The organism is Hymenobacter duratus, from assembly GCF_014698995.1.
Taxonomy (GTDB): Bacteria; Bacteroidota; Bacteroidia; order Cytophagales; family Hymenobacteraceae; genus Hymenobacter; species Hymenobacter duratus.
In genome coordinates this window covers 1,688,588-1,708,804 of record NZ_JACWZZ010000001.1, presented here as the reverse complement: position 1 = coordinate 1,708,804, position 20,217 = coordinate 1,688,588, and the positions used below count along the sequence as shown (strand labels likewise).

Genomic DNA, 20,217 nt, shown 5'->3' with positions numbered 1-20,217 from the left:
TGATGCGTTAAAACCGCGCTACGTTGCTGTAGTCGAAATCCGGGCTTTCCGTTTCCTTCTCCCGCACCTCGTACAGCACATTCTCCACAATCCCCCGGCCCAGCAGGCTCAGACCTGTATTCAGCACGCCCAAGGCCAGGGTGCCGGCCGCTACCCATTCGCCGGTTGGTGCGCCGCGTTCCTTTTTGCTGGCCGCCCATTGCACGAGGCAGGTGCCAAAGCCAACAACAACCAGCCCGGCCGGGGCAAATAACAACCACTTTTTCTTATGCGTCATGGCAAGGAGGAATTTGGAAGCAGGGAGAACAGGTAGGACAATCGGGGAACTCAGGCAGGGCGGCACTAGAGAGCGTACGTTCCAATCGTACCTTTGCCGTCTAGGGTTTCAGAAAATTACTGCTTCCCGTCGGATTTCCTCTCACTATCAACCGCTGGCGTCCATAAAGCCGCGTGTTTGCTGCCTTTTCAGCTGTTATGTCTGCTTACGAAGAACTACTGCGTGAAGCCTTTAGCCGGGTGGCTGACCCCGCCCGTTTCCTGTCTCCCTCCACTCTGGGTGCCTACTCCGATTTTCAGCGCGCCTCCACCAACGACCTGTCGTTCCGGTTTGAGCGGGTGCGTCTGGGCACCGCCATGAGCATTCTGCAGCTGCTGGCCGACCTCGGTGACCATGATGACAGCCGCAACGTAGTGGACGCGCTGAACCGTGCCTTGCTGGCGCGCTCCATCAGCGAAATTGACGCGGCCATGCACAAAGAGGCCAAGGCGTTTGAACGGCTCTACACAAACCTTTACGTGAACGAGGAAGGCGAGCTGCTGCTCAACCTCTTTGAGCGCACCCTCGATGCCGACTCGCAGCCGCTCATGGACAGCACGATTCAAGAAGCCCTGCAGCTGGCCCGCGAGCTGGACTTCACCCGCGACGACGACGAGGACGACGACTAGCTCCGACACCCGCTTTTCATACCGGTTTCCGGCCAGCCTGTAGGGGTCCGGAGCATTGCCGGACTACGCCATCTGGCTATATTGGCCCGCCCGCTGCTCGACACGCCTACTGTTTCAACTGGTCGCGCGTTGGGTTAGCCCGCCCGGTCTACTTACCTTTACTCTGGTTGGCTTGGCCCCTATCTGGGCGTCATCCAGTACCTGCCGCCCTTTTCCGCCCCCGAATGTCTGCCATTCACTACTTAACTACGGCTGCCGAAGTGCAGCAAGCGGCCCACACGCTCGCCATTGCCCCGCGTATTGCCATCGACCTGGAGTTTGACGACATGCGGCACCGCTACGGCCGCAACCTGGCCCTGATTCAGGTGTTCGACGGACATACTGTGTACCTCATCGACCCGCTACCGCTCACCAACCCGGCCCACGATTTGGAGCCGCTCTGGGCCATTCTGCGCGAGCCGGCGGTGGCGAAGGTCTTCCATAGCTGCAAGTCCGATATTCTGCTGCTCGATGAGCTGTACAGCGTGCACGTGCGCAACATCATCGATACCAGCGTGCAATACACGCTCCTGGGCGAGTCGGACAACAATATTTCGCTGGGCCGCCTCATTCAGGCCGAACTGGGGCTGGAAGTGGACAAGGGTGAGCAGAAGTCGAACTGGCTGAAGCGCCCGCTCACGGAAGCGCAGAAGCTCTACGCCGCCAACGACGTGCTCTACCTGTTTGAGCTGACTGACCGGCTGCGCGACAAGCTGGTGGCACTGGGCCGCCAGCACTGGGCCGACGAGGAAAACGCCGCGCTGGAGGATGTGCGCTATAGCCGCGACGAGCGGCCTTACCTGCGCATTGCGGGCAAATACCGCATCATGCCGCAGGAGCTGCCCTTGTTCCGCGACCTGTACCTGCTTCGCGACCAGGTAGCCCGGCAGCTCGACCGGCCGCCCTACATGGTCTTCGCCAACGACCGGCTGTCGGAGCTGGTGCGCGATACGCCCCGCAACCTCAACGACTGGAAATCTGCCCGCGGCCTGCACCCGGAACTGAAGCGCCCACCGTATCTGGAGCAACTCTCAGCCCTCTCGCCCGAAAACTTTGTGGCGGTACCCGAGCCAGCCCAAGCCGGTGAGCAGCGCCGCTTCCCGTTCCGCCGCCGCCTCAGCGGCGACAAAGCTGCCCGCGCCGATGCCCGTGAGCAGCTATTACTACAGCTGAAAACACATATCACCGACGACATCAATATCTATGTCGCCAACCTAGTCCTGTCCAACCGCCTCGTAGCCGACATCATTGAGCTGGGTGCCGAGCAAGTGCTGCGCCCTTGGCAAAAAACCATCCTGCAGGAAACCACCCAGCGCCACGGCCTGGATTATCAGCAGATAGCGCAACCCTTCTAAATCACGGCTTCCAGGCATATTTTAGGGATTACGCTGCTACTACCGCAACAGAAAAGGCGCTTCACTCGAAGCGCCTTTTCTGTTGCACCACCCCTCAAGGGTGAGCAAATGCGTGGCCCGTTCGGCACGACTTCCACACCCTTCGAAACGACTTCCGGGACCTTCGACACGGTTTCCAGGCCTTTCGACACGAGTTCCGGGGCAGTCGACACGACTTCCAGACCCTTCGACACAGTTTCCAGGCCTTTCGACACGAGTTCCGGGCCGTTACTAATGACGTCCGGAGCGTCGTCCACAAAATCCGACCAATCCGTCAAATCCGAAAAATCCGTGGTTTAGAATTGCGCTTCCTCAGTGCTGCCCACCAATGCAGCAGTGCTGGTGAGGTTGCTGGTCACCACGTTCTGCACGGCATCGAAGTAGCCGGTGCCCACGAAGCTCTGGTGCTTCACGGCCCTGAATCCGTGCATCTGCAGCGCAAACTCCCGCTCCTGTAGCTCCGAGTAGCCGGCCATGCCCCGCGCTTTATACGCCAAGGCTAGCTCAAACATGCTGGTGTTGAGGGCGTGGAAACCAGCCAGCGTGATGAACTGGAACTTATAGCCCATAGCTGCCAACTCCTCGCGGTAGGTTTCCATCTGCTCCACGCTCAGCTTGGCGGCCCAGTTGAACGAGGGCGAGCAGTTGTAAGCCAGCAGCTTGCCCGGGAATTTCGCGTGAATAGCCTCTGCAAACTGGCGGGCCTGCTCCAGGTCGGGGTGCGAGGTTTCCATCCAGATTAGGTCGGCGTAGGGAGCGTAGGCCAAGCCGCGGGCAATGCCTGCTTCCACGCCGCAACGCACCCGGTAGAAGCCCTCGGAGGTGCGCTCAGCTTCCTGCAGAATGAAGGGCTGGTCGCGCGGGTCCACGTCGGCCGTGAGCAGGTCGGCGGCATCGGCGTCGGTGCGGGCCACTACCAGGGTGGGCACGCCCTGCACGTCGGCAGCCAGGCGCGCCGCTACCAGCTTGTTGATGGCCTCCTGAGTAGGCACCAGCACCTTGCCGCCCAAGTGCCCGCACTTCTTCGCCGACGACAATTGGTCCTCGAAATGCACGCCCGCGGCCCCGGCCTCAATCATCATCTTCATCAGCTCAAACGCGTTGAGGTTGCCCCCAAAACCTGCTTCGGCATCGGCCACAATCGGTACCATCCAGTGCACGTCGCCCTCGCCGGATACGCTCTGGATCTGGTCGGCGCGGAGCAGAGCGTTGTTGATGCGCTTCACCACTGCCGGCACGCTGTCGGCGGGGTACAGGCTTTGGTCGGGGTACATCTGGCCGGCGCCGTTGGCATCAGCTGCCACCTGCCAGCCACTCAGGTAAATGGCGTTGAGGCCGGCCTGCACTTCCTGCACGGCTTGGTTTCCGGTGAGGGCTCCGAGGCCGGCCACATACTCTTCGGTGTGCAGCAGCTGCCACAGCCGCTCGGCGCCTTGGCGGGCCAGCGAGTACTCAATCTGCACCGAGCCTTGTAGCTTCACTACTTCCTCGGCGGTATAAGGCCGCTCAATTCCTTTCCAGCGCAGATTTGTGGCCCAGTCCTGCTTGATGGCGGCAATGCGTTCCTGCTTGTTCATGGCAATAGAAGGTTGTGCAGACCTGAAACAGGCCGCTGGTTGGAGAAAGAAAAATGAAGAGAGTAGAACAGGCGCACCCGCGCTAAAAGCAAGGCGCTGCCCGGCCGGCTCGAAGCCGGTTTTGAAATCGGGAAGAAGAAGAAAAAGGTGCGTTGAAGTGGCGCTCCTGCCCGCTGGCAGTAGCAGACCTGCTGGCGGGCCCCCGCGGCACGGTTCCGGATGCCGTAGCGCGGAGCCGGGAGCACCACTTCCAAGCGCGGGTGCTTACGCCAGTTGCTCGTAGGCCGGCACGGTCAGGAATTCGATGAATTTCTCGCTCATCACCAGCTTATCAAACAGGCGGGCGGCTTCCAGGTAGCGGCCGGCGGCGTAGCGCTCCTCCCCTACCAGGGCTTTGATTTTCTCCAGTTGGCCGGGCACCAGGCTGCGGTACAGGTCCACTGTCAGCGGGCGGCCGTCGGCCAGCACGGTGCCGGGTGTGTGCAGCCATTGCCACACCTGCGCCCGGCTGATTTCGGCGGTGGCGGCGTCTTCCATCAGGTTGTAAATCGGCACGCAGCCGTTGCCGCCCAGCCACGATTCCAGATACTGCACCGCCACGTCGATGTTGAGCTTGACGCCGTCTTCGGTAATCTGGCCCTGCGGGGCGCGCACCAAATCCTCGGCCGTTACCACCAGGTCCTCGCGCTTGTTGGCTATCTGGTTGGGCTCGGGCATCAGCTCATCGAACACGGCCAGCGCCACCGGCACGAGGCCGGGATGCGCCACCCAGGTGCCGTCGTGGCCGTTTTTGGCCTCCCGCACCTTGTCCAGCCGGACTTTTTCCAGTGCGGCTTCGTTGGCTTCGGGGTCATTTTTGATAGGAATCTGGGCCGCCATGCCCCCGATGGCGTGTACGCCACGGCGGTGGCAGGTTTGAATAACGAGCTGTGAGTAGGCAGCCATGAACGGTACTGCCATCGTTACGTCGGCGCGGTTGGGCAGCCGGAACTCGGGCTTCAGGCCCAGCCGCTTGATGTAGCTGAAAATATAGTCCCAGCGGCCACAGTTGAGGCCGGCGCTGTGCTCGCGCAGCTCATACAGGATTTCGTTCAGCTCGAAGGCGGCCGGCAGCGTCTCAATCAGCACCGTGGCTTTAATGGTGCATTTCTGCTGCTTCAACGACCATTGCGCAAACCCGAACACATCGTTCCAGAGGCGTGCCTCCAGGTGGCTCTCGATTTTGGGCAGGTAGAAGTACGGGGCCGTGCCGCGGGCGCACAACTCGTGGGCGTTGTGGAAATAGTACAACCCGAAATCAAACAGCGAGGCACTGACCGGCTCACCATCTACCAGCATGTGCTTTTCAAGCAGGTGCCAGCCGCGAGGACGCACCATCAGCACAGCCGTTTTGTCATTCAACTTATACTCTTTGGTAGGCGTGCTCAGCGAGATGGTGAGGCGCACGGCGTCGCGCAGGTTGCGCTGGCCCTCCACCACGTTGGTCCAGGTTGGCGAGTTGGAATCCTCCAGATCGGCCATGAACACCTTTGCTCCCGAGTTCAGGGCGTTGATGATCATCTTTCGCTCCACCGGCCCCGTGATTTCCACGCGGCGGTCCTGCAGGTCGGCCGGAATGGGTGCCACGGTCCAGGGCTTTTCACGGATCATACGCGTTTCGGGCAGAAAATCGGGCAGCGTTCCGGCCTCAAACGCCTGCTGCCGCTCCTCGCGGCGCTTGAGCAGCGCCTGCCGCGTGTGGTCGAAGCGGCGGTGCAGCTCGGCCACAAACGCCAGCGCCGACGGCGTCAGGATTTCGGCAAACTCCGGCGAATACGCGCCTATAATTTTCACGCGCTCCGGCGTCAGGAACTGGGGAGCGGCAACGGCCGGCTGGGTATCAGTAAAAGGCGACATAGAACTGGGAAGGTGAAAGTGACCGAAAAGCAACTACCTCGGGAGGATGCATCAAACATACATCAGCGAATTTTATCAAACAAGCGAATTTTCGCTAATTTTTATAAACCCTTGATTTTACGTTGCTTTGCGGGGTCGCGGCGCAGGCAGCTACCGAAAGGTTTTGATTTTTGGTTCTTTGCAGCTGCACCGTTACCAGTAGCCGGCTGCACAGGGCATCCGTTCCCGTTTGTTGTTCCTCATACGCGCAGGCTGCTGCGCGTCCTATTGCCTTATGCTAAGCCACAGCCAGGTTGTCCGGTTGATTTTTGGATTGAAACTGCGCGAATTGCGCCAGGAACGCGGCTTCACTCCTGCCGAGCTGGCCCGCGCCTGCGACGTATCGGTATCCTACCTGAATGAGATAGAGAAAGGCAAAAAGTACCCGAAAGCCGATAAGATTCTGGGCCTGAGCAAGGTGCTGGGCGTCAGCTACGACCAGCTGACTTCCCTGACGCTGAGCCGGCGGCTGGAACCCATTTCGGAGCTGCTGCAGTCGGATTTGCTGAAGGAGTTTCCGCTGGAGATGTTTGGGCTGGATCCGCTGCGCATCGTGGAGCTGATTGCCGACGCGCCGGCCAAGATGAACGCCTTCATCAGCACCATTTTCGAAATAGCCCGCAACTACGAAATGCGCCAGGAAAGCTTCTTTCTGGCCGCGCTGCGCTCCTATCAGGAGATGCACGACAACTATTTTGAGGAGCTGGAGCAGGACGTACGCACCTTTTGCGGCGAGCAGAACCTCAACACGCAGGCGCCCTTCGATACGCGGCAGCTGGAGCGGGTGCTGGTGGAAAAGTACGGCTACACCCTGAACCGGCAGAAGCTGGCCGAATATGTCTCGCTGGGGCGGCTTCGGTCGGTGTTTCAGCCCAAAACCCGCACGCTGCTGCTGCGGCCGGGCCTGAGCAAAGCCCAGGAAGCCTTCGTACTGGGCCGCGAAGTGGCGTTCAACTATCTCGGCCTGAAAGAGCGCCCCTACGTGAATGCCACCTTCCCGGTTCATTCCTTTGATGAGGTGCTCAACAACTTTAAAGCCTCTTACTTCGCCGGCGCGCTGCTGATGGAGGAGGAAAGCCTGGTGCGCGACCTGCAGGACTTCTTCGGGCAAACCACCTGGCAGCCAGCCCGCCTGCAAGCCATGCTCACGAAGTATGATGTGTCGCCGGAGATGTTCATGCAGCGCATCACCAACCTGCTGCCGCGCTATTTCGGGATTCAGAGCCTGTTTTTCCTGCGCTTCGACCAACCCGATGCCGAGGCGGCGTACCTGCTGAGCAAGGAGTTGCACCTCTCGCGGCTGCACAACCCGCACGGCAACGAGCTGCACGAGCACTACTGCCGCCGCTGGATTGCCATCTGGCTGATTCAGGAGGCGCGACACAAGGCCCAGCACGAAACACCGGCGTTTAGCATGGGGGCCCAACGATCGCGCTACCCCAACGAGGACGAGTACTTATGCCTGTCGTTGACGCGGGCCGGCGCACCCGGCGAGCCGGCCGTGAGCGTCACTGTGGGGCTGCTCTGCGACGACAACCTGCGCCAGAAGGTGCAGTTTCTGGATGATGCGGCCATTATTCAGAAGCGCGTAAACGAAACCTGTGAGCGGTGCTCCATTCCGGATTGTGAGGTTCGGGCAGCACCACCCGTTGAAATAGCGCGCCGCCAGCGCCAGCGCGAAACCGCCGACGCCATCAACGCCCTGGTAAACGGCGGCTAAACGGCCGCTTTGGCCCGCAAGCTGTACTGTCACGACTTCCCGCAACCCGCATCAACGGCTGCCCTCCCCGGGGCAGCCGTTATCTTTACAGCATTGCCTAACCTGCTTATCCTCTTCGTTTGACAGTTTCCCCTCGTTCCTCTGTTCGCCGCCGGGTAGTGCTCTGGCTCCTGATTGTGCTGCTGCTGGCGGGTGGCGTGGCGCTGTACGGAGCGTGGCGCTTGCTGTGGCAGCCCAACGTGGCAAAGTCGCCGTACGGGCCGGCCTACCTCTACATCCGCACGGGCGCTTCCTACCAAGCGGTGCTGGACTCCCTGACTGCGCACGACCTGCTACTTGAGCCAGCCTCTTTCCAGTGGCTGGCAGCGCGGCGCAACTATCCCGCCCAGATACGCCCCGGCCGCTACCTGCTCACGCCCGACTTGGGCAACGCTGCTTTGCTCGATAAGCTCATGCAGGACCAGCAGGATACGGTGTCTTTCACGCTCGATGCCTTCAAGTATAAGCCCCAGCTCACGCGTCAGATCAGCCGGCAGCTGGAAGCCGACTCGGTGGAGCTGCGCCGGCTGCTGCAGGACAACGCGTTTCTGCGCCGCCGCTACCAGCTCGACACCACCACCATCCTGACCCTGTTCCTGCCCGGCCCCTACCGCTGCTTCTGGAACACCCCGGCCCGCACGTTTCTGGATTCGGCGGCGGCCACCCACCAACGGTTCTGGACGGCGCAGCGCCGGCAGCGGGCCGACTCGCTGGGCCTTTCGCTGGTGGAAGTGCACGTACTGGCCAGTATTGTGCAGCGCGAAACGGCCAAAAAGGAAGACAAGCCCCTTATTGCGGGCGTGTACCTGAACCGGCTGCGGCGCGGCATGCGCCTGCAGGCCGACCCTACGCTGCTCTGGGCCATCGGCAACTTCGGGGTGAAGCGCGTGCTCAACCGCGACAAGCTCGTGGACTCGCCCTACAATACGTACCGGCACAAAGGGCTGCCGCCCGGCCCTATCACTTCCGCCAACCGCCAGAGCCTGGATGCGGTGTTGAAGCCGGCGGCCCACCGCTACCTGTTCTTCTGTGCCCGCCCCGACCTGAGCGGATTCTCCGATTTTGCCGAAACCTACGCCGACCACAAGCGCAACGCCCGCCGCTACCAGCACACACTCGACAGCCTGGGCGTAAAGCGGTGAGTTGCCAACGTAAATCACGGCTTTCGTAGCCCGAGCTTTCAGCCACTTAATCCCTCAATTACTTAATCACTTAATCCCGCTATTGCGCTACCTTTGCCGCCTATTGTCCGAAACCCAGCCTGCATGACGCGTCGTTACCTTTTTTCTGGTTTACTGTTTCTTTCGATGTCCGCCACAGCGGGCGGTTTCCAGTCGGGGCCGCAGAGTGCGCGGCTTCTGGGCCTCGGCGGAGCCAGCACTGCCTACACCCGCGACATTGCGGTGATGTACTACAATCCCGGCGCCATCGGGCACCTCGATTCGCTGATTCATGTGAGCGTAGGCGGCATGGGCACAGCCCGGCTGTCGTCGTTTGTGGGTACCGACTCGCGGCGGCAGACGCGCCAGGAGCTGGAGCCGCAGCCATCGGGCTACCTCTACGCCGCGGCGCGGGTAGCGCCCAAAGTGAGTGTCGGCCTGAGCATAAATCAGCCTTTCGGTTACCAGACCACCTGGCCATCTGATTGGGAAGGACGTAGCGTAGTGCAGGAATCCAGCCTCACAACCGTGTATGTGCAGCCGACGGTAGCCTACCAGATCAACGACAACTTCAGCGTTGGAGCCGGGTTTATCTATGCCTACGGCGACCTGCGGCAGCAGCGGGCCCTGGGCCAATACGACGACCGGAGCGCCCAGGCCCGGTTTGAAGGCAGCGGCAGCGGCTACGGAGCCAACATCGGCCTGTACGGCCGCACCGCCGACGACCTGTCGTTTGGCATCAGCTTCCGCACCCCGGTCACGCTGAAAGTGGGTAATGGTCAAGCCGCATATTCCGGTGTTCTGGAGCGCGACGCTACGCTTTATCCGGCGTCCATGGGTTTCCGGACCGATATCGAACTGCCTTCCACGCTGTCGGTGGGTCTGGCGGACCGTATGACCAAAAACCTGCTGGTTACCTTCGATTTCAACCTAACCAGCTGGAGCCGCTACGATTCGCTCAACTTCGAGATGGACAACGCAACCCGTGTAACGGCCGGCCGCCGCTACGAAGACGCCATGTCCTTCCGGGTAGGGGCAGAATACACGGCCACCCCTATCCTGACCCTACGAGCCGGGGTGAGCTACGACGAAACCCCTGTCCGCGACGAGTACATCAACGCCGACCTGCCCGATGCCAACCTGCTGGGTGGCTCCCTGGGTCTGACTCTGGCCATCAAGCCCAATCTGCTCTTGGATATGGGCTACAGCTACTCGCAGGGCGGTGAGCGGCGGGCCCGCGTCAATATCTCGCGCGACGTTGTCAGCAGCATTGACGGTTCTTACCGGACGGCCGTGCACACGGCGGCTGTTGGTCTTTCGTATTCGTTTGGTGGCCGCGCAACGCGCGCTGGCCAGTAGTAGTCCGGGCTGAGGCTCGTTTCCATCTCAATCTAACGCCTGCCTACCAGTGCGCAACTTTTCCTTCTCTTTCGGCCGTGTAGCCCTTCCGGCCGTTGCAATGGCCCTGCTACCGTTTGCCGGCTGCTCGCCCGACCAGACTGAGCCGGCTCCCAGCAGCGGCAGCCTCAACCTGACCCGCTACCTCGCCGTGGGCGACTCCTATACGGCCGGTTTCGCTGATGGCGGCCTTACGCGTCAGAGCCAGACGTACTCCTACGCCAACATGCTGGCCAACCAGTTTGCACTGGTAAATACGGAAGCAGAATTTTCGCTGCCTCTGCTGGAGGATGGCGCGGGCACGGGCTATCTGACGCTGGTGGGGCTGCAGGCGAATGGCCTGCCCATCACGCGCAAGGTGCCGGCGGCCGCCACGCTGGGACGCTTTATTAATGTGGCCGGTTGCAACGGAGCCGATACGGTGTACCAATACCCACGGGCGGCTACCACGCTGCCCCAGAACCTGGGCGTACCGGGCCTGCGCCTCACGCAGATTGCCACGGCAGGCCTTGGCAACTCGGCTAACCTGACCCGGGTAGGGCTGTTCAATCCGTATTTTGAGCGGATTCTGCCTGCCAACAGCAACAGCACGTACCTGCAGGTAGTAACGACGGCCAGCCCTAACGCGACGTTCTTTACCTTCTTCGCCGGCCTCGATGATATGCTGCCTTACCTGCTGAGTGGCGGAAGCTGCGGGCCACTGCCCTCGGGTACCACGATGGCCCAGAACGCCGGCCAGCTGCTCACGCAACTCACCGCCAACGGCCGCAAAGGTGTTGTTGCCCTGCCACCGGCCCTGACGACCCTGCCTCTGCTGCGACTCAGCAACGGCGTGGCGTTGCAGGAACGGCTGCGGGCCAGCTCCAACCGCCCAAGCTATACCGTCTACGTTCGGGCATTCAACGGCGCCCTGCAACCAGTGTCCGGCGACGACTACATTCTGCCGGCCGGCCAGCGCCGCATTGGGAAGCTGGAGTCGGTGACGGGCGCTCCGCAGACCGTGCCCTACGGTGATGAGCAGAACCCCATCTCCGGCAGCGACGTGCTGGACTACATCGAGTTTGCCCGCATCAACGGGGCCATGACGCTTTACCGCGACGAGCTACGAACCCGTAACCAGACCACCTTCAAGCAGCCGCTCATTGATGTGAATGACGCGCTGTTTCAGCAGGTGGCTGAGCAGATTAACGTGAACGGCGTGCTGTATACGTCGGAGCTGGTGCGCGGCAATTTCTACTCCCTTGATGGCTACTCGCTCACGCCTCGCGGCAACGCGTTGCTGGCCAATACCTTCCTGCGTGTTATCAACAGCACGTACGATGCGAACATCCCGCTCCTGAACGTGAACGACCTACCGACCAAGGTAAACCCCTAAGCACAGCACCATTATTTGACACAAGAAGCGCGGCTCCCAACAGGTGCCGCGCTTCTTTTTTACCAACTGGCCGGCTGCTCTACGGCAGTCGGTACAGGCGTAGCTGCACCGAATCGAGGCGGGCGACGCGCTGCCGGGCTAAGGTGGCGCTGTACCCCAGGCCCGTATATTCTGAATGCTCCAGAAACAGCAAGGGCGAGGTCAGCAGCGGCTCAGCCCAGGTGGCTACTGGCGTGTGGTGAGCAAGGGAAGTAAAAGGAGCTGCGCCGGCCACGCGCCAGGCCCCGTCGAGCAGCACGAACCGATACCCCTGCTGCCGCAGATTCTGCAGCTGCGCCTCGTTCATGGCAACAGCCAGCGTATCCGTGTCCTGCAGAAAAGGGCACAGACCCAGGCTCACGGTGCTGGCTACCTGCACGGGGCCGGGCTGGTGCTGGTGCAGCCAGGCCGCCACCTGCCCGTAGTGGGTAGGCAGGTAGGCATATATTTCCTGCTGCACCCGGTACAGGTTGAAACCCGTAGCCAAGACAGCTACTCCTGCCAACAGCATCGGCCCGGCCCGCCCGGACCAGCGGCGAAGTGCCCACCGTAGCAGCAAAAACGCCAGCAAGTAGAACAGCGGATACGCCAGCAGCAAACCACGGGGCGCTTTCAGGAGCAGCGACATTCCTAGCAGGAAACAGCCGGCCCACACCGCCAGATACCAGAGAAGCGCCACGCGTGGCAGCTTCAGGTGCCGCCCGTAGTGCCACAGGAGCCACCCAGCCGCCACCGCCAGCACCGGCAGCAGCATCGGCGACTCAAAATCCCAGAGGAAGCGCAGGTAATACAGCCCGTCGAAGCGCAGATGGCCGGCGCGCCCGGCGGCGTTGCTGGCTCCCGGAAACACCAGGTTGTAGTACACGGCTTCCCAGCGGTACCAAGGCACCCCGTCAGCCATTCCCAGCAAGCCAAGCACGGCGTAGGGCGTGAGCAGCACTGCCACTACGCGCAGCAGCGTGCGGGGCTGCCACAGCAGCCGGCCGCCATACAGCAGTTCCAGCAGCAGCAGAATCGGGAGTGTCAGCAGAAATTTGTAGTTGATGCTGAGGCCCAGCGCCAGCCACACGGCAGCCCGTAGCAGGGCGGCCCGGCTTGGGTGCTGCAGCCGCCGGTATTGCGCCTGCAGCAGCCCTACAAACAACAGCAGACTCCAGGAGCCGGCGGTGAAGTCGCGGCCAGAGAACGTGAGAAACACAGAAGTGCCCGCAAAGAGCAGCAGCAGTGCCGTCTCCCACGCCGCCAAGCGGACTTCCCGGGCCACGAACTGCACCAGCCAAGCCAGCGCCGCTACCGCCACCAGCGCGTTCAGGTGCTGAAATACCCGGTAGTCGGCAGTCAGCCAGGCAACGGGCGCATATACCAGGGAGAAGCCCGGACTGCCGTGGTGAAACAGGTTCTGCAGGTTGCCGGTGGCTACTTCACGCACAATCTCCCAATTCCGCACCGAGTCGTAGTCGGGCAGGGCCGCCAGCGCCAGGCCGTGCAGGCGCACTGCCACAAGGGCCGCCAGCGCCAGCAGCGGAAGCCAGAAAGTAGAGGAGCGGGAAGCAGGCTGCACCATGAAAAGCGGCAAGAGAGGCCGCAAGATGCTAGTTTTGCCCGTGAGGTAAGCCAGCGGAAGCCTTATTCCTGTGTGTGTTCCAACCTCAGCCACTCCTATGCGCACTCTCCTACAGCGTGTCAGCCACGCCAGCGTTACCGTAGAAGGCCGCATTACCGGCCAGATTGGCCCCGGTCTGCTGGTGCTGGCCGGCTTCTCTCCCACCGACACAACCAGCTCGCTCGACTGGATGGCGCGGAAGCTCACGCAGCTACGTATTTTCGCTGATGAGGAAGGCAAAATGAACCGCTCGGTGCAGGATGTAGGCGGGCAGGTGCTGGTCGTTAGCCAGTTTACGCTACTGGCAGATGCCCGCAAAGGCAACCGCCCCAGCTATATCGGGGCCGCACCGCCGCCGGTGGCCATTCCGCTCTACGAGCAGTTTGTGCAGCAGCTAGAGCAGCTACTCGGCCAGCCCGTTGCTACCGGCGAGTTTGGGGCAGATATGCAGGTAGAGCTGCTCAACGACGGCCCCGTTACCATTGTGCTGGACTCACCGGAGTAGCAGATTTATGGAGTGGCAGGCTTGCTGCTCGGTTATATCCGTCTATACAGATGGCGCTGCTAGAATTTAAACCCTTCCAATCTACCCCCATGACCATCGAAGAAGCCCAGCAAACCGTCGACCAGTGGATCCAGACGACCGGCATCCGGTACTTCAACGAGCTGACCAACATGGCCATGCTCACGGAGGAAGTCGGCGAAGTAGCCCGCATCATTGCCCGGCAGTACGGCGAGCAGTCCTTCAAGGAATCGGACAAGGACAAGGTGCTGGCCGATGAGCTGGCTGACGTGTTGTTCGTGGTCATTTGCCTGGCCAACCAGACCGGCGTTGACCTCACTGCAGCCTTGCAACGCAACCTCGCCAAGAAAACTCTGCGCGACGCCGACCGCCACCGCAACAATGAGAAGCTGCACTGATGGTGACAGGTGACAGGTAAACAGAACGTCATTCCGAGCGAAGTCGAGGAATCTCGCTAGTGTGGTAAATAATACTGCCACAACATCAGCACGCGAGATTCCTCAACTACGGCTGCGCCTTCGCTCGGAATGACGTTCTGTTTACCTGTCACCACATCACTAATCAAGCTCAATCCGGTCATTCCGGAACACCGGCACCACGTCGTACACATCAGGCCGCACGCAGAATTCCATGTCCTTGTGCGACTCCAGGCTGTTGAGGCGGCGCACGTGCGACGATTTGAGCAAATAGCTCGCTACATCCGGCTCGGCCGCCTGCCATAAGTCCAGCGCGGCCAATGTGGCGTCTGAATCCGTTGTATCGAAGGTATCCGTGAGTCGCGCGGCCAGGGCCCCGGCATACAACGTGTCTTCGAGGCAGAACTTGCCCTTCCAGCCGGCGCACACCACTACCACATCTTTGTTCTGCCGGCGCAGAAATTCCGCTACAGCCGCCAGGTTCAGAAACGCCCCTACTACTACCGTATCGGCCGCCTGGGACAGGTGCAGCGCACGGGTACCGTTGGTGGTGGTGATGGCCACATTTCGGCCGCGCACCGGCACCACGCCATCGAGGTAGCCGAAAGGCGAGTTGCCCAGGTCGACGCCTTCGGCCTGCCGGCCATCCCGCTCGGCGGCCGTCAGGTAGCCGCTGGCGGCCAGCGCCCGGCATTCGGCCAGCTCGCTGACAGGCACCATGTGCGCTACACCCTGCGCCAGCGCCGTCACGATGGAAGAAGTGGCCCGCAGAATGTCGACCACCACGGCCACCCGACCCGGCAGACTGTAGAGGGGCAGCAGCTCCGGCGAGAAGCAGATATCAATAGTTGGCATGCAAAAACTGAGCGAAGAAAAACTGTCATCCTGAGCAGAGCGAAGAACCTTATTACGCCAGAACGACACCCGCCAAAACGGCTCGTGCTGACGTGGCGAGGTCCTTCGCTCTGCTCAGGATGACATTGTAGGTAAATGACAGTACAGCAAATCGGCAACTATGAAGCCGGTTAACGCTTACGCCTCTTCCGTGCCTTTCACGAAAGGCAGTTTCACGACGGTGGCAGGCAACTGCTTGCCACGCACCAGCACGAAAATTTTGCTGCCCGGCGCGCTCAGCTCAGTCTTCACGTAGCCCATTCCGATGCCTTTGCTCAGGCTCGGCGACTGGGTGCCACTTGTCACGTCTCCGATTTTTTCGCCGGCCTCGTTTACCAGCTCGTAGTGGCCGCGCGGAATGCCGGCCCCGTCCATCAGGAAGCCCACCAGCTTGCGCTCCACGCCGGCTTCCTTCTGCTTTTTGAGGTTCTCGGCATTGGTGAAGTCCTTCGTGAACTTGGTAATCCAGCCCAGCCCAGCCTCCAGCGGCGACGTCTGGTCGTCGATATCGTTGCCGTAGAGGCAGTAGCCCATTTCCAGGCGCAGCGTATCACGGGCACCCAGGCCAATGGGTTTCAGGCCATAGGGCTGGCCGGCTTCCATCACCTTGTCCCACACCTGCTTAGCATATTGATTGGGCACGTATAGCTCGAAGCCACCTGCACCAGTATATCCCGTAGCCGAAATAATGACATCAGGAGCCCCGGCAAATGTGCCCTGCACGAAGGAATAGTACGGAATGCTGCTTAGGTCGGTGTCAGTGAGGCCTTGCAGCGCGGCCTGGGCTTTGGGGCCCTGTACCGCAAACAGGCTGATTTCGTCCGAAACGTTTTCCATTTCAGCCCCATTGGTGTTGTGCTGGCTGATCCAGTTCCAGTCTTTGTCGATGTTGGAGGCGTTGACAACCAGCAGATAATCCTCGTCGGCCATCTTGTATACCAGCAGGTCATCCACGATGCCGCCCTCCTTGTTGGGCAGGCAGGAGTACTGCGCTTTGCCATCCTGCAGCTTGCTGGCGTCGTTGCTGGTCACGCGCTGAATCAGGTCCAGCGCATGCGGCCCGCGCACCCGGAACTCGCCCATGTGCGACACGTCGAAAATGCCGACCGCGCGGCGCACCGTGTGGTGCTCGTCGAGGTCGGAAGAGTAGCGCACGGGCATGTTGTAGCCGGCAAAAGGCACCATTTTGGCACCTAACTGCTGGTGCACATCATTCAGAACAACGGTCTTGAGAGTCTCGCTCATCGGGAGAAAGGTGGGATTGGTGGAGCCGAACAAGTGGCTCGGCGAAATTAGCCAATTCTGCTCGGCAGTTCACAGACTTGTATCTTTGCCCGGCGTATGTCTTATTATTTTTTTCCGGGCATAGCAGCTGTTTTCTACCTTGACTTACCCGTCAGCTGCTGGCTTTCTCCTTTATGACCGACGAACTTAAGCAGGACTTTGAATCCGGATTGGTGAAGCACCTGCTGTTCAAATCCAAGCTCCGCTCCTACCTCTACGGTAGTGGCATCAGCCAGGGGCCCATCCGCGACCCGCAGCAGTGCAATTTCGGCCACTGGATTCGGGACCGGGCGCTGGGGCCTTACAAGCACCTGCCGGAGTCGCAGGAGCTGGACCGCTTGCATATTCAGGTACACATGGAGGCCAACCGCCTCATGGATATGCACAAGCAAGGCAACACCGAGGCCGCGCTGGCCGGCCTGCCCATCATCGACCGGCTGGCCGACCGTATCACGGTGCTGCTGCAAACTATGGAGCAGAAGATGCGTAGGGGGCAGTAGTATTCTGCCTGCCTTTCCCCTAACAGTTGCGCATGAAGCTGAAGATTTCTACGAAGCTCTTTGCTGGTTTTCTGGTGATTTCGCTGCTGTTTGTCGGCGTCGTGGTCGTCAACTACCAACTTTCCCGCAAAGTGCTGCGCAACGCCCGCCGGGTGCAGCTCTCCCAGCGCACTTCGGCCGAAGCAGCCACGCTCATGCGCAACATCGTGGACATGGAAACCGGCTTCCGGGGCTATATGCTCATCGGCAAGGAAGAAGTGCTGGAGCCCTACCATCAGGGCGAGCGGTATTTGCTGGGACATTTTGAGCATCTGCTAACCACGCTGGAGCCTTCCTCCGGGCAGCGGGCCCGCATTGTGCGCGGCCGCCAGCTTTTCCGCGAGTGGCTCGACTATTCGCACTTGCTGGTGGGCGAGAAGCGGGAAGCCCGCCGCCGCCTGCCCAACCAGGCCGGCTTGCAGGGAGTAGAGCACCGGGGCTTGGCCGAGAGCCTGCAGGGCAAGCGCCTCATGGACCAGATTCGGGTGCTGTTTGCTGCCTTTGACCAGGAGGAGCTGAAACTGCGCGAGAAGCAGGCTATCAAGCTGCAGCAGAGCATCCGCGAAACCCGCCAGATTTCCATTGGCATCACGCTGCTGGCTATTCTGCTCGGGCTGGCGTGGGCCGCGTATGTAGTCCGACTCATTGGCCGCCGCATCCAAACCATGGTTTCGATGTCGGCGCGGATTGCGGCGGGCCACTACCACACCCAGTTGCATGAGACGGAGGATGACGAGTTGAGTGAACTGGCCGCGTCCCTGAACCAGATGGCCATTACCATCAACGGCAACATCAACCAGCTGGAACGCCGCAATCAGGAGTTAGACCAGTTCGCCTATGTCGTATCACACGATTTGAAGGCGCCGCTGCGGGGTATCGAAAGTGCTTCGCGCTGGATTGAAGAGGATATGGGCCAGGATACTCCGCCCCACATCCGGGAATTTCTGCTGCTGATGCGCCAGCGGGTGCGCCGCATGGAGCACCTCATCACGGGCATTCTGGACCTGGCCAGGGTAGGCCGCGCCGCCCAAGACGACGAACCAGTGTTTGTGCGGCAGCTGCTGCGTGAAATCATCGACTCGCTGAGTCTGCCAGATGGCTTCGAGGTAGAGCTTCCCTTTTATCTGCCGACGCTGGTCACCAACCGCGTGCAGCTTCAGCAGGTGTTTACCAATCTCATCAGCAACGCTGTCAAGTACCATCATCAGCCTGAAGCGGCGCTGTTGCGCATTGGGTGCGTAGAGGACAAAGACTTTTTCACGTTTTCCGTTGCTGATAATGGCCCGGGCATTGCGCCGGAATATCACGAGCGGATTTTCGTCATTTTTCAGACGCTGACTGAGCGCGACACGCTGGAAAGCACTGGTGTAGGCTTGGCTATTGTAAAAAAAATAGTGGAACGGCAGGGCGGCACCATCCGTGTCGAATCGGAGGAAGGGAAGGGCGCTACGTTCATTTTCACGTGGCCTCGCCAACCCCGGCCAGTACCAGAAAAGCGCAACACTGCCACTATATCGGCACCAAAATCAACCTCTGCCGTATAGCCTAAGCCAGCAGCTTGTCTGCCTGGCTTACTTTTATCCACTCAATCCGCACCTGACATGCCCAGTATTCTCTTGGTCGAAGACGACCAGATGGACATCATGAACGTGCAGCGTGAACTTCGCAAGAACAACGTCGACGTACCGCTGCACATTGCCCGCAATGGCCGCGAAGCTCTCAATATGCTGCGTGGCGAGGCTGGTCAGCCTAAAATAGAGCATCCGAGTGTAGTGATGCTCGACATTAACATGCCGCGTATGAACGGTCTTGAGTTGCTGGAGCAGCTTCGCTCAGATCCGGAATTTGTTGGTCTGAATGTGTTTATCATGACTACTTCCGACCTGGACTCAGAACGGCTGAAAGCACAGGAGCTGTCCGTCAGCGGCTACATCATCAAGCCGCTCAGCTTCGATAGTTTCGGGGAAGGCGGCACCACCGTCGATGGCTTCAGCCTCTTTCTCGACCTGCTGAAGATGAAAGAGTAGCGAGCAGATCTGTACAAAGCAAAACGCCGGCCCATACTTCGTATGGGCCGGCGTTTTGCTTTGTACCTGCCTACAGCAGCCGAAAGCCCATGCGGTGGTGTTCAGTGGGCCCGTGCTGCCGAATAGCGGCGCGGTGGCGGGCCGTGGGGTATCCGGCGTTCTGCTCCCAGCCGTAGTGCGGGTAAAGCAGGGCCAGCTCGCTCATACGCTCATCCCGAAACGTTTTGGCCACGATGGATGCCGCCGCAATATGCCGGTAGTGCGCATCGCCTTTGATAAGGCAGGTGTGCTCCAGGCCGGCATACGGCCGGAACCGGTTCCCATCGACAGCCAAATGGCCGGGGCGCACGGCCAGCGCAGCAACGGCACGGTGCATGGCTAGGTAGCTGGCCTGCGCAATGTTGATAGCCGCAATTTCTTCCGGCGAGGCCTCCGCAACGGCCCAGGCAATGGCCTCGCGGCATATGTCGGCGCGCAGGGCAGTGCGGCGGCGGGCACTGATCTGTTTGGAGTCGTTGAGGTAGGGCGGCGAGAAATCGGGCGGCAGAATAACGGCGGCGGCGAAAACCGGACCGGCCAGGCAGCCCCGGCCGGCTTCGTCGAGGCCCGCTTCGAGCGGGTGGCCGGTATGGGAGGCGAGCAACATGCGGCAAAGATAACACCGGCTGGTGCCCCCGCACGCAAAAAGGCCTCCCCGGCGGCCGTAGCGCCCGGAGAGGCCTTTTTTAGGTAATACCTGAAATGCGGTTATCGATATCTATTTGTGGCTGCCAGCAGCGGAACCGTCACTGGGAGGTGTTTCTCCACGGCGCAGGCCCTGCTTGTCGCGCGGTCCTTCGTCCAGCTCTTCGTCCTCGTCGGAGCTGACGTACACGTTGCTGATGGGCCCGAGGCCGTTGGTCTGTACGCTCAGTTCCGATTCGGCCTGCGCATGCTTCAGATTGAACAATGGGTCGCCGGGTTGGGCGTTTTGATTCTGGCTAGACTGGTTTTTGGGTTGGTTGGCCATAGAAAAACAGAACCGACCGGAAGGTGAACGGTCGGCTTTGAAATGGTACGGCGCAGCCGGGCGGGAGGTTGAAACAGAATCTTGGCGCCTCCAGCTTTCAGCCTCTAAAACGCAAAAAGACCGTCGCATCCCGCAACGGTCTTTTTAAATACGGTGCCGGTTGAATAAGTAATCATCCACCCTACTCCTGGCATCAATCCGGCACGGTGTAAGAGAGGCCTTCCTTTCCACAAAACGCCCTCACACCTTGTATTGATGACACAAAGCTACTTACCATCAGCAGCTTGCCCCATTTTATTTG

The 20,217-nt window shown here is 60.5% G+C and carries 19 protein-coding genes; 11 read left to right on the top strand and 8 right to left on the bottom strand.

Annotated elements, in window-relative coordinates; translation table 11 throughout:
• Positions 1-7: 7 nt before the first annotated feature.
• Entirely contained in the window at positions 8-277 is a 270-nt protein-coding gene (locus IC231_RS07105) for a hypothetical protein (protein ID WP_190783796.1), read from the bottom strand.
• A gap of 197 nt (positions 278-474) precedes the next feature.
• Between IC231_RS07105 and IC231_RS07100 the strand changes: the two genes are divergently transcribed.
• Both IC231_RS07100 and IC231_RS07095 read left to right on the top strand, forming a co-directional pair.
• A complete protein-coding gene (locus IC231_RS07100; protein WP_190783795.1) occupies positions 475-945 on the top strand; it encodes a hypothetical protein in 471 nt (156 codons plus the stop codon).
• 224 nt (positions 946-1,169) lie between these two features.
• Positions 1,170-2,339 (top strand): ribonuclease D, encoded by a 1,170-nt coding sequence (locus IC231_RS07095; protein WP_190783794.1) that lies wholly within the window; start codon positions 1,170-1,172, stop codon positions 2,337-2,339.
• Between the two features lie 335 nt (positions 2,340-2,674).
• Here the strand turns inward: IC231_RS07095 and aceA are convergent, their stop codons facing one another.
• Together aceA and aceB are read right to left on the bottom strand one after the other, a co-directional pair.
• Entirely contained in the window at positions 2,675-3,955 is a 1,281-nt protein-coding gene (aceA, locus tag IC231_RS07090; RefSeq protein ID WP_190783793.1) for an isocitrate lyase, read from the bottom strand.
• Positions 3,956-4,219: 264 nt separating this feature from the next.
• A complete protein-coding gene (gene aceB, locus IC231_RS07085) occupies positions 4,220-5,851 on the bottom strand; it encodes a malate synthase A (protein WP_190783792.1) in 1,632 nt (543 codons plus the stop codon).
• A 313-nt stretch (positions 5,852-6,164) separates the two neighbouring features.
• Between aceB and IC231_RS07080 the strand changes: the two genes are divergently transcribed.
• The 4 genes from IC231_RS07080 (at position 6,165) to IC231_RS07065 (ending at position 11,582) form a co-directional block, all read left to right on the top strand.
• The gene (locus tag IC231_RS07080; RefSeq protein WP_211538918.1) at positions 6,165-7,610 is read left to right on the top strand and encodes a helix-turn-helix domain-containing protein; all 1,446 of its coding nucleotides are present in this window, start codon (positions 6,165-6,167) and stop codon (positions 7,608-7,610) included.
• 119 nt (positions 7,611-7,729) lie between these two features.
• The gene (mltG, locus tag IC231_RS07075) at positions 7,730-8,791 is read left to right on the top strand and encodes an endolytic transglycosylase MltG (RefSeq protein WP_190783790.1); all 1,062 of its coding nucleotides are present in this window, start codon (positions 7,730-7,732) and stop codon (positions 8,789-8,791) included.
• A gap of 165 nt (positions 8,792-8,956) precedes the next feature.
• A complete protein-coding gene (locus IC231_RS07070) occupies positions 8,957-10,168 on the top strand; it encodes an OmpP1/FadL family transporter (RefSeq protein ID WP_190783789.1) in 1,212 nt (403 codons plus the stop codon).
• Positions 10,169-10,268: 100 nt separating this feature from the next.
• Positions 10,269-11,582 (top strand): hypothetical protein, encoded by a 1,314-nt coding sequence (locus tag IC231_RS07065; protein WP_190783788.1) that lies wholly within the window; start codon positions 10,269-10,271, stop codon positions 11,580-11,582.
• A 79-nt stretch (positions 11,583-11,661) separates the two neighbouring features.
• Here IC231_RS07065 and IC231_RS07060 read toward each other — a convergent pair whose 3' ends face one another.
• A complete protein-coding gene (locus tag IC231_RS07060) occupies positions 11,662-13,185 on the bottom strand; it encodes a hypothetical protein (protein ID WP_190783787.1) in 1,524 nt (507 codons plus the stop codon).
• A gap of 97 nt (positions 13,186-13,282) precedes the next feature.
• On the opposite strand from IC231_RS07060, the gene dtd reads away from it, so the two are divergent.
• Positions 13,283-13,729, top strand: coding sequence for a D-aminoacyl-tRNA deacylase (dtd, locus tag IC231_RS07055; RefSeq protein WP_190783786.1), 447 nt, complete (start codon positions 13,283-13,285; stop codon positions 13,727-13,729).
• An 89-nt stretch (positions 13,730-13,818) separates the two neighbouring features.
• Positions 13,819-14,145, top strand: coding sequence for a nucleotide pyrophosphohydrolase (locus tag IC231_RS07050; protein ID WP_190783785.1), 327 nt, complete (start codon positions 13,819-13,821; stop codon positions 14,143-14,145).
• Between the two features lie 159 nt (positions 14,146-14,304).
• On the opposite strand, the gene IC231_RS07045 is transcribed toward IC231_RS07050, so the two are convergent.
• Complete coding sequence (locus tag IC231_RS07045) at positions 14,305-15,018, bottom strand: 2-phosphosulfolactate phosphatase (RefSeq protein ID WP_190783784.1); 714 nt, start codon at positions 15,016-15,018, stop codon at positions 14,305-14,307.
• A gap of 177 nt (positions 15,019-15,195) precedes the next feature.
• Entirely contained in the window at positions 15,196-16,302 is a 1,107-nt protein-coding gene (gene gcvT / locus IC231_RS07040) for a glycine cleavage system aminomethyltransferase GcvT (RefSeq protein WP_190783783.1), read from the bottom strand.
• A 173-nt stretch (positions 16,303-16,475) separates the two neighbouring features.
• On the opposite strand from gcvT, the gene IC231_RS07035 reads away from it, so the two are divergent.
• The 3 genes from IC231_RS07035 to IC231_RS07025 are packed head-to-tail and all read left to right on the top strand — an operon-like array spanning position 16,476 to position 18,907.
• On the top strand, positions 16,476-16,841 hold the full coding sequence (locus IC231_RS07035; RefSeq protein WP_190783782.1) for a CZB domain-containing protein: 366 nt from the start codon (positions 16,476-16,478) through the stop codon (positions 16,839-16,841).
• Positions 16,842-16,873: 32 nt separating this feature from the next.
• Positions 16,874-18,424: a sensor histidine kinase gene (locus IC231_RS07030; RefSeq protein ID WP_211538917.1), complete on the top strand. Its 1,551-nt coding sequence runs from the start codon at positions 16,874-16,876 to the stop codon at positions 18,422-18,424.
• A gap of 57 nt (positions 18,425-18,481) precedes the next feature.
• Positions 18,482-18,907 (top strand): response regulator, encoded by a 426-nt coding sequence (locus tag IC231_RS07025; protein ID WP_190783781.1) that lies wholly within the window; start codon positions 18,482-18,484, stop codon positions 18,905-18,907.
• 70 nt (positions 18,908-18,977) lie between these two features.
• Here the strand turns inward: IC231_RS07025 and IC231_RS07020 are convergent, their stop codons facing one another.
• The gene (locus tag IC231_RS07020; RefSeq protein ID WP_190783780.1) at positions 18,978-19,553 is read right to left on the bottom strand and encodes a ribonuclease HII; all 576 of its coding nucleotides are present in this window, start codon (positions 19,551-19,553) and stop codon (positions 18,978-18,980) included.
• A 111-nt stretch (positions 19,554-19,664) separates the two neighbouring features.
• Complete coding sequence (locus IC231_RS07015) at positions 19,665-19,916, bottom strand: hypothetical protein (protein WP_190783779.1); 252 nt, start codon at positions 19,914-19,916, stop codon at positions 19,665-19,667.
• Between the last annotated feature and the right edge of the window lie 301 nt (positions 19,917-20,217).